The organism is Paenibacillus aestuarii (assembly GCF_027789125.1).
GTDB lineage: Bacteria > Bacillota > Bacilli > Paenibacillales > NBRC-103111 > Paenibacillus_E > Paenibacillus_E aestuarii.
In genome coordinates, this window is record NZ_JAQFVF010000068.1 from 14,651 (window position 1) to 29,866 (window position 15,216).

The window sequence follows — 15,216 nt, forward strand, 5'->3', positions numbered from 1 at the left end:
CTTATCGTAAGGGAGCAGGTTTTTTTATCAGCGGATCGATATTTTGTAAGCGCGCAGCCACGTATCCACTTGGGCCAAATAGGCGAAGAGCTGCGGACCGGACATGAGCTGGCCGAACCATGGGATATTGACGTCGGCGTCCTCAGAGCTGGCCAGGTTGCGAATCTTTTGTACATCGATGAAGGGGAGCAGTGGCGAGCTGCTGTCATCGAGGATTTCCAGGACCCATTTCCTTACAGCGGTCAAATAGTTCGGATTATGGGTTTTCGGATACGGGCTTTTCTTCCGAGTAAGTACATCGTCAGGCAGCACGCCTTTGAGCGCTTTGCGCAAAATGCCTTTTTCGCGGTCCCCGGATGTTTTTATTTCCCAGGGAATGTTCCAGACATATTCGACCAAGCGGTGATCGCAGAAGGGGACGCGCACTTCAAGGCCAACGGCCATGCTCATGCGATCTTTGCGATCAAGCAGCGTCGGCATGAATCTCGTAATGTTCAGATACGACATCTCGCGCATCCGGTTTTGCTGCCCGGTCTCTCCGGCCAGCCGCGGCACTTCGCTCAGCGCTTGCTCGTAGCGGTTGCTGACATATTCGACGGGTTTGATCCAGTCAACGAGATCAGGAGCCAGCACATCGACGCGGTTGTTCAATTTCAAAGACCAAGGGAACGTATGGGCCTCCAACGCATCTTGCCGATGGAACCACGGATATCCGCCGAATATCTCATCCGCAGCTTCACCGGAGATAGCGACCGTAGCTTCCTTTTTAATCTCGCGGCAGAACAAATACAGGGACCCATCTACATCAGCCATCCCCGGTGTATCTCGGGCAAAAACCGCCGCTTTCAGCGACTCAACAAGCTCAGGTGTGTCAAATTCGATATAATGATGCACGGTATTGAGGTGCTCTGTCATCCTTTTGATCCAAGGGGCGTCGGCGTTAGGCTGAAAGGCATTCGCTTTAAAATGCTTATCGTTATCGACGTAGTCAACGGAGAAGGTATGCAGCTGGCCTTTGCCGCTTTGCTTATAGTGGTTCGCAGCGAGTGTCGTCAAAGCGCTGGAGTCGAGTCCTCCGGAGAGCAGTGTACAGATCGGCACGTCGGAGACGAGTTGCCGCTGGGCCGTATCGTCGAGCAGCTCCTGAATGCGCAGGGATGTAGCTTCGACGTTGTCCTCATGCGGCTTGCTTTCGAGCTTCCAATAGGTGCGGATACTTAGGCCATTGCGGTCAAAGACAGCACATTGTCCTGGCTTCAGCTCTGACATGTTGCGGTAGACACCGTGTCCAGGCGTACGTGCCGGACCAATGGAAAAAATTTCGGCAAGCCCTTCAGCACCGACCTCGGCCTTAAAGTCCGGGTGCGCCAGAATGGCTTTCGGCTCGGAACCGAATAGAAGGACGCCATTCTGATGAGAATAAAAAAGCGGCTTTACGCCGAGCCGATCTCTAACCAGGTAGAGGGATTGCTCTTGATCGTTCCACGCCGCAAAGGCGAAGATGCCGTTGAGCCGGTCTACGCAGGCGCGCCCCCATTCGATGAAAGCGACAAGGAGCACCTCCGTGTCGCACGTGGTGCGGAAATGGTGCCCGCGTCCTTCGAGCTCTCTTTTCAGCTCAGGAGCATTGTAAAGTTCACCGTTATATACGATCGTATACGTATAATCGCCTTGTTTCCGGATCATTGGTTGAGCGCCATTCTCCGGGTCCATGACACTCAAGCGCCGATGTCCAAGCGCACAGTGCTGCGATATCCACGTGCCGGAAGCATCCGGTCCGCGGAGATTAAGAGTTTCCGTCATATTCTCGAGAATGGACGGGTACCCTGTCAAGTCTTTCCGCCAATCTATCCATCCCGTTATTCCGCACATAGACGTTCATCCCTTTCCTTTAGAGAAGCATGATGATAAAGGGTATGCATGGGGAAGTCATTAAATGTCTGTCCAGAATCGCCCGCCAACCATCTATTGGTGCTGATTTTTGTATTTTGCCTGCGGGACTGTTACAATGAAGCCAATTACTACTTATTAAATACGACAAGGGTGATCGACAATGAAAAAGAAACATTCCAAGCCACAAATCGATTATTTGGCAGCAAGAGAACACTTCTTGCAAATTAGCAGCCAAGCGGATAAACGCATCGCGGCCTTGAAAGAAGAAGGCAAAGAAGTAGGTCAAGAAGAAATGGAAGAGATCATTGAACGTGTCGGCTTGCACCGCGCTTATAATGAGCTGACGCATGCGGAGAATACATTGATTAACTGGACACAGATGGCGATTAAGTCAGAGCCGGAATTTATGGCCAAGCGGGGAGAGTTCGAAGAGCTGTATGAACTCATCAAGACGAATGCGGAAGCCAGAGGAGCCATTCTTAATTTGGCGATGCGATTAAATTTAGAGCTTGCGTGACATTCTATAAGAGCAGTGCCATTACTTCTTCAGGAGGCGAATGCTCATGGACAGTCATTTCATTAGCAAGCTGCACGAAAGGCAGAGAAAAGCCGAGAAGAATCAAAGGACACAAGGGCATAAACGACCGGGCGACAAACTGCCCAATCATAAGCACTAATGTCTGATGGCACCACGAAGGCCTGCAGGGAATGATTCCTTGCAGGTCTTTGCTTTGGACTGCAGCATGAGCGCTTGCCTTGCTTTTCCAGCATATGATGGCTGGCGTAAATCCATACTAATTGAAGCTTCTACTCTACTGATTGTCAGGAGGATTCGCGCTATGAGCAGAAAAAAGGGCAGAAATCTGGATGCCATCAATCAAAGCACTATCGACCATTCGAAGCAATCATCGCGGATGCAGCAGAACCTGGATTCGACTGAGCCAGGGCATCATCCGTCCAACCGTCCTTCTGTTTAAACAAACCAAGAAAGGCTGCTCGAAGAAGAGCAGTCTTTTTGCTTTTTTTGTCACATCTATGAACAGACTGACCGCCAGCTTGTGAGAAATGTCACAGTGCTTCACTGGGATCAATTATACAATGGGAAGAACATCATTCCTGCAAGCAAGAGATCCTATGAAGCGAAGGTGAACCTGTTGAAATTGACCATTATTAAAAAAATCGTTCTCGGTATCGCAAGTCTGTCCGTGATTACATACGGTTGCAGTGGATTATTTATTTTTTACTTGAAAGGTATCATTGCGCCTGCCATGTCCGATTGGCTGTATCATAGCATCATCTTATTGTTAGGAATTTTCTGGACAGCTCTTTTGGGCTGGCTCGGCGCCTTATGGTTCGTCAAGCCGCTCTTGCGCTTAACGGCAGCGGCGAATGAAGCCGCCCAAGGTAAGCTTAACGTGGAAATTCCCAAACATCCGTCGAATGATGAGATTCGTCAGCTTAGCGAGTCGTTCCAAAGCATGCTTGATAGTCTGCGGCAGATGATTACCGGTGTCAGTGATAACGTGGCTTTTACCCGCGTGCAAGCCGGCCAACTGAACAACGGGATGGTCAGGGCATCCAACCAGATCGAGGTGATTGCCGGTAAGGCGGAGAGCATCTCGAAGGGGGCGAAGGATCAGGCCGCTTCGGCCCAAGGCACCTTACATACCGTTGAGCAAATCAGGAGTGCTGCCGGTGCGGTTGGTCGAAAGGCGGATGAAACGCGGGGTATCTCCCTTGATATGCTCGAGACGAACAGGCAGAGCGAAGCCGTCGTCCGTTCCTTGCTAACAGGAATGATGAACCTGGCACAATCGAATCGGGATTCCTTGCATTTTGTGCAGGCTTTGCAAGAGTATGCGCAGGAGATTAGATCTATCTCGCAAGTTGTCGGAGAAGTATCGGAACAGACGCACTTGGTGGCCATCAACGCTTCCATCGAAGCGGCTAGAGCCGGCGAGCATGGGCGCGGATTCGCTGTCGTAGCGGAGGAAATACGCAAGCTAGCTACCCAAAGCTCGGACGCGGTAAATCACATCGCCCCATTCGTCACCAGAATGGAGAGCGGCGTAAAGGAAGTCGTCACGAATATGATTGAACAGGAGCGGTTGGCTAGCCGTGAATACGCGAGTGGCGAATCTGCCCAGATAGCGCTGGACCGGGTGCACCGTGCCGCGCAGGAAACTGCGCAAGCGATCGAGGACATAACCGCAAGTATCGGCGATCAGATTCAGCAAATCGAACAGGCCTGGGTAAAAACGCAGGAGGTAGAGGATATCGCGCGGCTCATTTCTCAAGAGATCCATTATGTTGCTGTTTCCATCCAAGAGCAATCGGCCGTTATGCAGCAGCTTGCTTCCACTTCCGAGCTTTTGGAGACTGAAGCCGATACATTAAGCATCCGAATTAACAAATTTAATCTCTAAACGTGCAGCTCTATTCAAAATTAAGCAGCCCTTTCTTAAGCGCATATTTCACAAGCTCGGGTCTCGTTTTCAGACCGAGCTTTTCCATCACATTGCTTTTATGGGTTTCCACCGTTTTGACGCTGATGATGAGTTGTTCAGCGATTTCTTTGTTGCTGTACCCTTTGGCGACCAGCGGCAAAATCTCTTTTTCCCGATCGGAGAGCGTGTCATAGGAACTATGCGTATCGCCGCGATGCAAATTTTCGAGGAGTTCCCTCATTAAACGCTTGGTCGCTGTAGGATAGAGGTACGCATTGCCTTCGGCTACGGATTGGATGGCGGTGAGCAGTTCCTCGTGCGGTGCGCTTTTCAGAATATATCCGGAAGCACCGGCGTAGATGGCGCGGAACAGGTATTCATCATCATCATGCATAGTTAGGATGAGAATCGCAATATCCGGCAGCTTTTTTTTTAATTCCAACGTAGCGGTGAGGCCGTCTTTGCCGGGGGGCATATTCAGATCCATCAATACCACATCGGGCTTCAATTCTTGAGCGGCCTTAATGGCTTCATCGCCGTCTGCGGCTTCGCCGATAATTTCGAACTGTTTATTGCTTTCCAATAATATTTTTAGTCCAGAGCGAACAACCGCGTGGTCATCAACTAATAAAATTTTAATCATAAGCGCCCTCCTTTCCATAAAGTGATAACCGATGTGGAGTTCATAGAGTTCCACAAACGGTTCAGTCCTAATCTTGCTTTGATTACTGATGCAATAGGGGCAATGCCTGAGTCAGCAGATTAGTTTCTGATGACAATACTGTACTGATTTACCAAAAATGGTTCTATTGCTATTGTAAACTTATTTTTCCATGTTGTAATCAAGGGAAAACCCCTAAAAACAGCTCAGGGTTTTCCCTCTATTTATCCATTTTTCGTTATTTGGGGCGTGTTTATCCAAACATAAGTACGAAAAAGGGTAGCATTTGAGTCAGGCCTCGCAGCTTAACTAAGGGGATCACCTTGAGAAATATCAGAATAATCCCTAATTAAAATGAGCGTAGGTAAGCTTTAGAATATAAAATAAGGGCTGTAGAAAGGAAGGATACTTTGGTCGCCAAGAGGGATTCAATCATAAGTTGACACAGGCGAAGCTGAGAGATTTGGTCATCTTCGGGAAGTCAGGCGCTCTCTGTTCGCTGCTTATTCGATTGGGCAACACCTACGGTATAGACCTTGGATCGAGCACGTTTATCGACCGGAGATTCAGCCACGCAGAGCTGGCGGAGATGATTGCTACAACGAGGGAGAGTGTAAGCCGGATGCTAGGTGATTTGAAGAATAAGGACGTTATCGTATACCTTGATGGCCATATTATGATTAATTAGCTCCCATATCTTCGCGCTAAATGCAAGTGCGATAATTGTGCTACAGGCAGCATGTCGTATATAACATACAAAATGACGGAGGAGAAGCAGACACTTATGGCCAATAACCACATTTTACTGGAAAGCGGCACGAATGAGGTGGAAGTGCTTGAATTTCAGCTTGGCGACGATTATTACGGAATTAATGTTCTTAAGGTAAGAGAAGTGATCGGCGGGCTTGATAAATCCGGAATTACTCCGATTCCTAACGCGCATCCCTGTATGGAAGGGATCTTTCATATTCGCAATGAGGTTGTACCCATTATCGATTTAGCCAAATGCCTTCATTATCCGGGCTCGCAGCACCCTGACAAAGATAAATATATCATCAGTGAAATGAACGGAACGAAAGTTGCCTTTCATGTTCATAATGTAACCAGAATCCACAGTACGACCTGGGAAAAGATTGAGAAGCCAAGCGAGCTCATGCAAAGCGGTGAGCAGGCAACGGTAGCTATCGTGCGATTGCCGGAACGGATGATTTTGCTGCTCGACTTTGAGAAGATTATTGGCGATATGCTGCCTAACGCTTTTGAGCATCAGCTGAAATCATTAGGCGTGAGGGAACGTTCCGAGAAGCGAATTATGGTCGTCGAGGACTCGTTGATGCTATCGAGGCTTCTCGAACAGACGTTAAGCGAAGCTGGATACAGCCAGATTCGATTATTCGGTGACGGCAAACTCGCTTGGGAAGCTCTTGAGAAGTACGCCCAGACAGAGCAAATCGAGAATAACGTACATTTAGTTATTACTGATATCGAGATGCCGCAAATGGATGGCTTTCACTTGACGCGACGAATCAAAGAGCATGCCGTGCTCAAACAGCTTCCCGTTGTCATCTTTTCTTCGCTGATCACGGATAGTTTACGGCATAAGGGAGAGCGCATCGGCGCGGACGCCCAGATTAATAAGCCGGATATTTTGCAATTAATCGGTGTTGTTGACCGATTAGTTCGCTAGTATTCACGAGCGGATGATAAATGAAAATAGGTGATGAACTTGAATGAACATTCTTTTGATCGAAGATGAGACGGTCATAGGCGATATGATCGCGATGTATTTGACAGATGAGGGTTACACAGTGAAAAGGGTGTATAACGGTTTTGCAGGCCTAGCCGCCTTAGATTCATTTCACCCTGACATGGCCTTGATCGACTATGTGCTGCCCGATATTAATGGAATTGAAGTTTGCAAGGAAATTCGCAAATACTCTTTCATGCCGATCATTATGGTTTCTATGAATACTGAGGTTTCCAACCGCGTTGAGGCGCTGTTAGCCGGTGCGGATGATTATTTGTGTAAGCCGTTTAGTATGAAGGAGTTGGTTGCCCGGATGGTTGCCCAATTGCGGAGATACCACCAGGTGCAGCACCATGAACCCGTCGTGAGCCAGGAGATGGCTAATGAGTTCATCCGCATTGATCATGAATTTCGTACGATCAAAGTGAATGGCAAGGAAGTGGAGATGACTTTCTCTGAGTTTGAAATTATGAAACTGCTGAGCAATGCTCCGGGACGAGTGTTTAGCCGGGAAGAGCTGATTACTTATTTGCGGGGCGATACGACGATGGTGAATGAGCGTTCTATCGATGTGCACGTGACGAAGTTAAGAAATAAAATTGAAAAGGATCCGAAGAATCCGCAATTTATAAAAACAGTTTGGGGAATTGGCTATAAATATGTCTTAACGAAGGACGAACACAAGACGCTCAAGAAGAAGTGACATGTGCAAAGCCTTATTTTCAATAAATGAATATGCATACATCAAACAGGGGGCTTTATGACGGCATATGAGACAGCAAGACACAAGGAATTTATCGATTCTGCCATCGTCAGACATGAGGCTGCTGAGCACTTGTTTACCGTGAATCAATTAATAACAAAGGTCAAACAAATGCTAAATTATACGAAGAGCAGCGATGTCGTATTGGAACTACAACGCATTACCTCAGATATTAGTGGTCTGATCGAGAGGCTTGAAGAAACGGGGCTTAACGGCGTAATTGAATCAGATACATAAAAAGACTGCGCTTGCGCAGTCCTTTTCATGTATTCGAATTACATTTCTCTCATCCATGCTTCCGCTTCATCCATAAGGCTAAAGAATCTCACTTCAATTGGTGTCGTTGTGCGAATGGGGGCTTGTTCAAAAATCTTGTTCACCGTATATTCCCCAATGAGTGATTGAGGTTTGACTACTGCTAGGAAGCGAAGACCTTGGGCGTAACCGGTATTGCTAAAATGATCGAGTATCCATTCTTGATTCTCCGGTGTAACGAAACGAACTTTTGTATCATCTATAATTAGTTTGTCTGATCTATGTTGTTTTAAGAGTTCTATAGATTTATTCGTACTGGATTGAAAGATTTCTTTGGATGCGAAGTTGTTCCTTTTGAGAATTACATAGTTAAATTGTTCGTTGTGATCAATTGTATATTGTTCTTCGCTCATTATGGTCACCTTTATGTTTTTTATTGAATTTAATATTTTATGAGCTTAAGCCTCAACATAGGGCATATCTCAAACAACAAAAAAACCGCACATCCGCGCGGTCTCATGCCTGACTATGATACGTCCCAGGAGGGATTCGAACCCCCGACCGTACGCTTAGAAGGCGTATGCTCTATCCAACTGAGCTACTGGGACTTAAAGCTTGTCGCTTGCGAATCAAGTTCGTACTCAGCGAAGCAAGAGTTAATATATCACAGCCATTTTGGAGAGTCAACCCCTAGAAATTTTTTTTTTGCATTCCCGCATGCAATCAAGTAAACTGTCTCCAGCGAGACCAAGTTTTCTGAGGTGATTCCTATACCAGAACCAACGATGAACAATTTAATTCTATTTCCGAAAACCGAGCAGTTCTACGAAGAAGAGCTCACCCGGTTTTTACAAAGAGAGCAATACACAGACGCAGCACAGCTGTTGACGTTCTTGCTCCAGTTCCCCCATACGGATGTTAATAAATCAAGCCAGTGGGAGGCTTTGCTCAATTGGCTGCATACCATGAACCCGGAGATCGTCTTCGGTTCCACGCCAGCGGCAGAGGACGGACGGGACGAAGAAAAGGAGGAGGACTTGCTGCGGCAGTTCATCCAGGACAAGACTTCAGATGATGCGGCTTATATTGATAAGCTGCTCGACATGCTGAAGGCTGGAAATCTGGAACAGCAGGTCGGAGCGCTGGAGCAGCTGGCTTTTGTTGAGCTCCCCGTCGCTTGCCTTACGGTGAGGCAATGGGTGTCGGAAAGGCCCCGGCACCCGCATCTTCAATTCAAGGCGCTGCAGACATTGCGGCAAATGGGCGAGCGCGGTATCGTAGAGCTGCCCAAGAACGGCAAGAAGATTCCGCTGGACATTGAGGAGACGCCGCTGGGTCCGGAAGATTTTCCAGCTCAGATTCGTGATATGATCCGCCGGGTTGGGGAAATTAGTGAAATGAGCCAGCCTGATTTTGTCTTTTTCGCCGAGCAGACGTGGCAAGAGTTTCTGGCATACGCTTATGGCACTAGCGTGTATACGGAACTGTTGAAGCCCGAGGAGGGAGCGGTCGATATATGGGCCTCCGCGCTGCATGCCGCGCTCCAGGAGCGCATGTTCGGCATGGTGGACCGTGAGGAGCTTCTGGATACATACGGGATTGTGGATTCAATGACGCTACAGTGGAGACGGGCGTACTCGACACTACAAACCTTCATTCAACAAATGATCCCGAATCCGTCGTAAGGATCGCTAGCGTTCGCCTTGAAATGAAAATGTTATATGTTATAATAGAATGGTTATAATGGTAAGTAGGGGTATTAGATTGGACACTCCACTCGCCAGAACGTGAAAATATGTCATGGTACATTTTTGGAGGGGAAGGCATAAAATGAAAGCAAGTTGGGAAAAAATAGAGAAGAACGTAGGCGTTCTTGAAGTGGAAGTTGGCGCAGATCGCGTCGCAGATGCACTGGATAAAGCATTTAAAAAAGTATCCGCGAAAGTGAATGTTCCAGGTTTCCGTAAAGGGAAAGTTCCTCGTTCTATCTTTGAAGCTAAATTTGGTGTAGAGAGCCTATACCAAGATGCTTTGGATATCATTTTGCCAGAAGTTTACGTACAAGCGATCGAAGAGGTTAAAATCGAACCTGTTGACCGCCCAGAAGTAGACGTTGAGCAATTTGCAAAAGGCCAAGTGCTGAAGTTCAAAGCGAAAGTAACGGTTAAACCAGAAGTTACGCTTGGTGACTACAAAGGCGTTGAAGTTGAAGCGGCTGATGAAGCAGTCACTGACGAAGAAGTGAACCAAGAGCTTGAGCGTCTGCAACAGCGTCATGCGGAATTGGTTGTTCTTGAAGAAGGACAAGCTGCCAACGGCGACGTTGTTGTGATCGATTTCGAAGGCTTCGTAGACGGTGAAGCGTTCCAAGGCGGCAAAGCGGAGAAATATTCGCTGGAGTTAGGCTCCAACAGCTTTATCCCAGGCTTTGAAGATCAACTCGTTGGTCTTGCCAAAGGCGAAGAGAAAGACGTTGAAGTTACGTTCCCTGAGAACTATCACTCCGAAGACCTGAAAGGCAAAGCTGCTGTATTCAAAGTGAAAATTCACGACATCAAACGTAAGAACTTGCCGGCTCTTGACGATGAGTTCGCGAAAGATGTTAGCGAATTCGATACGCTTGAAGAGTACAAAGCGGATCTGAAGAAGACGCTTCAAGATCGTAAAACGCAAGATGCACAAGTCGCTAGAGAAACAGCGGTTGTAGCGAAAGTTGCAGCGAATGCTGACGTTGAAATTCCAGTTGCTATGGTAGAAGCTGAGCTTGAAGTTATGGTGAAAGAATTCGAAAGACGTCTTCGTTCCCAAGGCATGACGCTTGAGATCTACTACCAATTCTCCGGCCAAAACGAAGCTGTGCTGAAGGATCAAATGAGAGAAGATGCGGCGAAGCGCGTTCTGAACAACCTGGTTCTTGAAGCTGTTGCAGCTGCTGAGAACATCACGGTTACAGATGAGGAAGTGGATGCAGAGCTTGAGAAATACTCGCAATCCTTCCAAAAATCCGCCGCTGAACTTCGCGAGCTGTTCGCTTCCAACGGCAGCTTGGAAGGTATGACGAGCGATCTGGTAGCAAGAAAAACAGTTGACTTCCTGCTCGAAAATAGCAAGAATGTTTCCGCAGCAGTGTAAATAAGGTAAGTAAAGGCACGTTCGAAACGCTGGCGTGCCTTTCTTTTACCCTAATTTCACTGGAATGGCTGCAACGTACATAAGCTTTACCGTATTACATAGCGCTCCGCCTCGAAAAAATGACTTTGCTCTTCAAACGTGTTAATATGATGATGTGAATGGAAAAAGGGATCGCTTTTCCCGTTTCCTTCTAAATTTCCCGCATAGGGTGAACATGGCGATTGCCACAAAGGAGTTGGTACAATGAGTCTTATTCCTATGGTTGTTGAACAAGAGGCTCGTGGGGAACGTTCCTACGATATCTACTCGCGCCTGCTCAAGGACCGCATTATCTTTATCGGTAGCGCCATCGATGATGATGTGGCTAATTTGGTCATTGCCCAGCTGCTGTTTCTATCTGCTCAGGATCCTGAGAAAGATATCCACTTATATATTAATTCCCCAGGTGGGTCCGTAACGGCGGGGATGGGTATCTACGATACCATGCAATTCATTAAACCTGATGTATCTACGATCTGTGTAGGTATGGCTGCAAGTATGGGTTCCTTGCTGTTAACAGCCGGAGCCAAAGGCAAGCGATTCGCGCTGCCAAATGCGGAAGTGATGATTCACCAACCGCTTGGCGGTGTTAGAGGTCAAGCGACAGATATTAAGATCCATGCGGATTGGATTATCAAAACGAAGCAAAAGCTCAATCAGATCTATGTTGAGCGTACGGGACAGCCGCTTGAAAAGATCGAAAGAGACACCGATCGCGATAACTTTATGAGCGCTGAAGAAGCGAAAGCATACGGTTTAATCGACGAGGTTATCACTCGAAACGACTTGAAATAAAGGAGTGATCCCATGTTTAAATTTAACGATGAAAAAGGCCAGCTCAAATGTTCTTTCTGCGGAAAATCCCAAGACCAAGTGCGCAAGCTAGTTGCCGGTCCGGGAGTGTACATTTGTGATGAATGTATAGAGCTTTGCACGGAGATTGTGGAAGAGGAATTGGGTCATGAAGAAGAACTGGACCTGAAAGATGTTCCGAAGCCGAAAGAGATCCGCACGATTTTGGATCAATATGTCATTGGTCAGGATCAAGCGAAGAAGTCGTTGGCTGTAGCGGTTTATAATCACTACAAACGGATTAATTCGCAAAACAAGCTTGAGGATGTAGAGCTTCAAAAGAGTAACATTGTGCTCTTAGGACCTACAGGAAGCGGTAAGACGTTGCTGGCGCAGACGCTTGCCAAGATTCTTAACGTTCCGTTCGCCATCGCGGATGCGACTTCGTTGACCGAAGCCGGGTACGTGGGCGAGGATGTAGAGAACATTCTGCTCAAGCTGATTCAAGCAGCAGATTACGATGTGGAGAAAGCTGAGCGCGGCATCATCTACATCGATGAGATCGATAAAGTGGCGCGCAAGTCCGAGAATCCGTCGATTACAAGAGACGTTTCCGGCGAGGGCGTACAGCAAGCTTTGCTGAAAATTCTTGAGGGCACGGTTGCTTCCGTTCCACCACAAGGCGGACGTAAACACCCGCACCAAGAATTCATTCAAATCGATACGACTAACATTCTGTTTATTTGCGGCGGTGCCTTTGACGGTCTAGAGCAAATCATTAAGCGCAGAATCGGTAAGAAAGTCATCGGTTTCAGCACAGATGGCAGCAAAGTAGACTTGAAACCAGGCGAATACCTGTCCATGGTTCTTCCGGAAGATTTGTTGAAATTCGGATTGATTCCGGAGTTCGTTGGTCGTCTTCCAGTTATTTCCACGTTGGAGCCGTTAGACGAAGCTGCTTTGGTTCGTATTCTATCCGAACCGAAGAACGCTTTGGTCAAACAATACCAGAAGCTTCTTGATATGGATAACGTGTCGCTTGAATTCGACGCAGAAGCGCTCGATGCGATTGCGAAGGAAGCAATCAAGCGGAACACAGGCGCTCGCGGTCTCCGGGCGATTATCGAGAGCATCATGCTGGACGTGATGTTCGAGGTGCCTTCGAGAACGGACGTTTCCACTTGCAAGGTGACCAAAGAAACGGTGCAAAACAAGCTATCGCCTGTTTTGACAACCAAAGAAGGCGGCCAGTCTTCCGGCAAGAAAAAAGAAGAGAGCGCGTAACCCATAAACTCATAAATTAACACACAGCCTCCAATCCGATTCCTTACATAGGGATCGGAGCGGAGGATGTTTGGTGTCATGGGGGGAGAAACCATAATGTTCCACAGAAAAGACACGCGACCCGTTCGCGTGGGGGATTTAACGATCGGCGGCAGCAACGAGGTCATTATTCAGAGTATGTGCACGACCAAAACGGCAGACGTCAAAGCAACGGTAGCCGAAATTTTGCGACTTGAAGAGGCCGGCTGCCAGATCGTTCGCGTTACTGTAAATAACAAGGAAGCCGCGGAAGCGATCAAAGAAATCAAGAAGCAGATTCATATCCCGCTCGTCGCGGATATTCACTTTGATTACCGTTTGGCCCTCGCCGCCATTGAGAACGGCGTCGACAAAGTACGGATCAATCCGGGCAATATCGGTCGCCGGGAGAAGGTGGAGGCTGTCGTTAAGGCTTGTAAAGAACGCGGTATCCCTATTCGGATTGGTGTCAATGCGGGTTCGTTGGAGAACCACCTGTTGGAGAAATACGGGTATCCTACACCTGAAGCAATGGTTGAGAGCGCACTATTCCATATTAATATTTTGGAAGAGCTCGATTTCCATGACATTATCGTCTCGCTCAAAGCGTCCGATGTGCCTATGGCGATCGCGGCTTACTCGAAGGCAGCACAAGCCTTTAACTATCCGCTGCACCTTGGCATCACCGAAGCTGGAACGCTGTTTACAGGCTCGGTCAAAAGCGCTGCCGGCATTGGCGCATTGCTCAACATGGGCATCGGCAACACGCTGCGTATTTCGCTGAGCGCCGACCCTGTCGAAGAGATCAAGGTAGCGCGCGAACTGCTCAAAACGTTCGGATTGATCACGAACGCGGCGACGCTCGTATCCTGCCCGACATGTGGCAGGCTGGATATCGACCTCTTCTCCATTGCGAATGAAGTGGAAGATTACATTGCCAAGATTAAAGTGCCAATTAAAGTATCCGTACTCGGATGCGCGGTTAACGGCCCGGGCGAGGCCCGCGAAGCGGATATCGGTATTGCCGGCGCGCGCGGCGAAGGCATGCTGTTCCGTTATGGAGAAATGATTCGCAAAGTTCCTGAAGCCGAGCTGCTGAACGAGCTGAAAAAAGAAATAGACGTCATCGTTGAAGCTTATGAAAGAACAGGTGTCATTCCTGGCCGTAAGCATTAGGACGATACTCGAAGCCCCTAAGGATAACCTTAGGGGCTTTTTCGTTCTAGCGCATAATCTGGGATCGAAAGATGCATAATGAATAAATCTGGAAAGTTTTTGCATTTCCCATTTCAAGGCTAAAGACGAAGGAGAGTCACCTATGTACAAGAAGAAAAGCAGATCCAAGCAAGCGCACCCCCTCACACTTAGTCTCTTCGCTTTGCTACTATGGTTCCCGTACGGATCCGTTCCAGCCTTTGCGATTCAGGCAAAGGCGGCAAGCGATCAACCGCTTCAGCAGCAGGAGATTCCTGTGAATCCGATGACACCTGACCAACAAGTCAAGCCGGCTAAACAGGTCGCCATCGTGATCGACGATTTCGGCAACAACATGGATGGTACGCAGGAGATGCTGAATTTGAATATCCCGTTCACTGTCGCTGTAATGCCGTTTCTACCGTCTACGAAGCAAGATGCACAGTTAGCCCATGAAAAAGGTCTCGAAGTCATCCTGCATCTGCCTATGGAGCCCGTACGCGGTAAGAAAAGCTGGCTTGGTCCAGGTGCCATCACGACCGATCTGTCAAACGAAGAGATCCGCAAACGCGTGATCGCTGCCATTGACGATGTGCCTTATGCGATCGGTATTAATAACCATATGGGATCCAAAGCAACGGCAGATGAAAGAGTCATGAAAATCATCGTTGAAGTTTGCAAAGAGAGAGGTCTGATGATCTTGGACAGCCGGACGACGCCGAAAAGCACGATCGGCAAGCTCTGCGATCAAATGGGAGTGCCCCATACGGAAAACCAGCTCTTCTTTGACGACATCTATACATACAACCATATCAGCAAGCAGATGGTGAAATTTAAGAAGCTGGTTCATGACAAAGAGATCAGCATCGCGATTGGACATGTAGGCCCACCCGGCAAGAAAACGGCTCAGGTCATTAAGGAGGCAATCCCGTCCATCCAACAGGAAGCCACCTTCGTGCCGATCTCTAAAACAGTAAAAAAATGATCACCG

Annotated in this window: 17 protein-coding genes and 1 tRNA gene; 14 read left to right on the forward strand and 4 right to left on the reverse strand. The window is 47.9% G+C overall.

Going from position 1 to position 15,216, the window contains the following annotated elements:
* Positions 1–27: 27 nt before the first annotated feature.
* Positions 28–1,872 carry an asparagine synthase (glutamine-hydrolyzing) gene (gene asnB, locus O9139_RS24230; protein WP_270884334.1) on the reverse strand — a complete coding sequence of 615 codons (1,845 nt, stop codon included), beginning with the start codon at positions 1,870–1,872 and terminating at the stop codon, positions 28–30.
* Between the two features lie 181 nt (positions 1,873–2,053).
* Between asnB and O9139_RS24235 the strand changes: the two genes are divergently transcribed.
* The 4 genes from O9139_RS24235 to O9139_RS24250 all read left to right on the forward strand — a co-directional run bounded on the left by O9139_RS24235 (position 2,054) and on the right by O9139_RS24250 (position 4,319).
* The gene (locus O9139_RS24235; RefSeq protein WP_270884335.1) at positions 2,054–2,410 is read left to right on the forward strand and encodes a hypothetical protein; all 357 of its coding nucleotides are present in this window, start codon (positions 2,054–2,056) and stop codon (positions 2,408–2,410) included.
* 46 nt (positions 2,411–2,456) lie between these two features.
* Complete coding sequence (locus tag O9139_RS24240) at positions 2,457–2,570, forward strand: DUF4023 family protein (protein WP_270884336.1); 114 nt, start codon at positions 2,457–2,459, stop codon at positions 2,568–2,570.
* A gap of 162 nt (positions 2,571–2,732) precedes the next feature.
* The gene (locus O9139_RS24245) at positions 2,733–2,870 is read left to right on the forward strand and encodes a hypothetical protein (protein WP_270884337.1); all 138 of its coding nucleotides are present in this window, start codon (positions 2,733–2,735) and stop codon (positions 2,868–2,870) included.
* Between the two features lie 177 nt (positions 2,871–3,047).
* Entirely contained in the window at positions 3,048–4,319 is a 1,272-nt protein-coding gene (locus O9139_RS24250) for a methyl-accepting chemotaxis protein (RefSeq protein WP_270884338.1), read from the forward strand.
* Positions 4,320–4,329: 10 nt separating this feature from the next.
* Here the strand turns inward: O9139_RS24250 and O9139_RS24255 are convergent, their stop codons facing one another.
* Positions 4,330–4,983, reverse strand: coding sequence for a response regulator transcription factor (locus O9139_RS24255; protein ID WP_270884339.1), 654 nt, complete (start codon positions 4,981–4,983; stop codon positions 4,330–4,332).
* Between the two features lie 457 nt (positions 4,984–5,440).
* Between O9139_RS24255 and O9139_RS24260 the strand changes: the two genes are divergently transcribed.
* From O9139_RS24260 to O9139_RS24275, 4 genes are all read left to right on the forward strand, one after another.
* Entirely contained in the window at positions 5,441–5,689 is a 249-nt protein-coding gene (locus tag O9139_RS24260; RefSeq protein ID WP_270884340.1) for a helix-turn-helix domain-containing protein, read from the forward strand.
* A gap of 96 nt (positions 5,690–5,785) precedes the next feature.
* Entirely contained in the window at positions 5,786–6,688 is a 903-nt protein-coding gene (locus O9139_RS24265) for a chemotaxis protein (protein WP_270884341.1), read from the forward strand.
* Positions 6,689–6,731: 43 nt separating this feature from the next.
* Positions 6,732–7,451, forward strand: a complete 720-nt coding sequence (locus O9139_RS24270; RefSeq protein WP_270884342.1) for a response regulator transcription factor — start codon at positions 6,732–6,734, stop codon at positions 7,449–7,451.
* Positions 7,452–7,508: 57 nt separating this feature from the next.
* Positions 7,509–7,748: a hypothetical protein gene (locus O9139_RS24275; RefSeq protein WP_270884343.1), complete on the forward strand. Its 240-nt coding sequence runs from the start codon at positions 7,509–7,511 to the stop codon at positions 7,746–7,748.
* Between the two features lie 38 nt (positions 7,749–7,786).
* On the opposite strand, the gene O9139_RS24280 is transcribed toward O9139_RS24275, so the two are convergent.
* Both O9139_RS24280 and O9139_RS24285 read right to left on the reverse strand, forming a co-directional pair.
* The gene (locus tag O9139_RS24280) at positions 7,787–8,179 is read right to left on the reverse strand and encodes a hypothetical protein (protein WP_270884344.1); all 393 of its coding nucleotides are present in this window, start codon (positions 8,177–8,179) and stop codon (positions 7,787–7,789) included.
* A 121-nt stretch (positions 8,180–8,300) separates the two neighbouring features.
* Positions 8,301–8,374 (reverse strand) — tRNA-Arg (locus tag O9139_RS24285).
* A gap of 177 nt (positions 8,375–8,551) precedes the next feature.
* Here O9139_RS24285 and O9139_RS24290 point away from each other — a divergent pair.
* From O9139_RS24290 to O9139_RS24315, 6 genes are all read left to right on the forward strand, one after another.
* Positions 8,552–9,451, forward strand: coding sequence for a hypothetical protein (locus O9139_RS24290; RefSeq protein ID WP_270884345.1), 900 nt, complete (start codon positions 8,552–8,554; stop codon positions 9,449–9,451).
* 145 nt (positions 9,452–9,596) lie between these two features.
* Positions 9,597–10,898, forward strand: coding sequence for a trigger factor (gene tig, locus O9139_RS24295; RefSeq protein WP_270884346.1), 1,302 nt, complete (start codon positions 9,597–9,599; stop codon positions 10,896–10,898).
* Between the two features lie 243 nt (positions 10,899–11,141).
* Positions 11,142–11,732, forward strand: a complete 591-nt coding sequence (gene clpP / locus O9139_RS24300) for an ATP-dependent Clp endopeptidase proteolytic subunit ClpP (protein ID WP_270884347.1) — start codon at positions 11,142–11,144, stop codon at positions 11,730–11,732.
* A 12-nt stretch (positions 11,733–11,744) separates the two neighbouring features.
* Entirely contained in the window at positions 11,745–13,013 is a 1,269-nt protein-coding gene (gene clpX / locus O9139_RS24305; protein WP_270884348.1) for an ATP-dependent protease ATP-binding subunit ClpX, read from the forward strand.
* A 96-nt stretch (positions 13,014–13,109) separates the two neighbouring features.
* Complete coding sequence (gene ispG / locus O9139_RS24310) at positions 13,110–14,207, forward strand: flavodoxin-dependent (E)-4-hydroxy-3-methylbut-2-enyl-diphosphate synthase (protein ID WP_270884349.1); 1,098 nt, start codon at positions 13,110–13,112, stop codon at positions 14,205–14,207.
* Between the two features lie 304 nt (positions 14,208–14,511).
* Positions 14,512–15,210: a divergent polysaccharide deacetylase family protein gene (locus O9139_RS24315; protein ID WP_270884369.1), complete on the forward strand. Its 699-nt coding sequence runs from the start codon at positions 14,512–14,514 to the stop codon at positions 15,208–15,210.
* Positions 15,211–15,216: the final 6 nt, after the last annotated feature.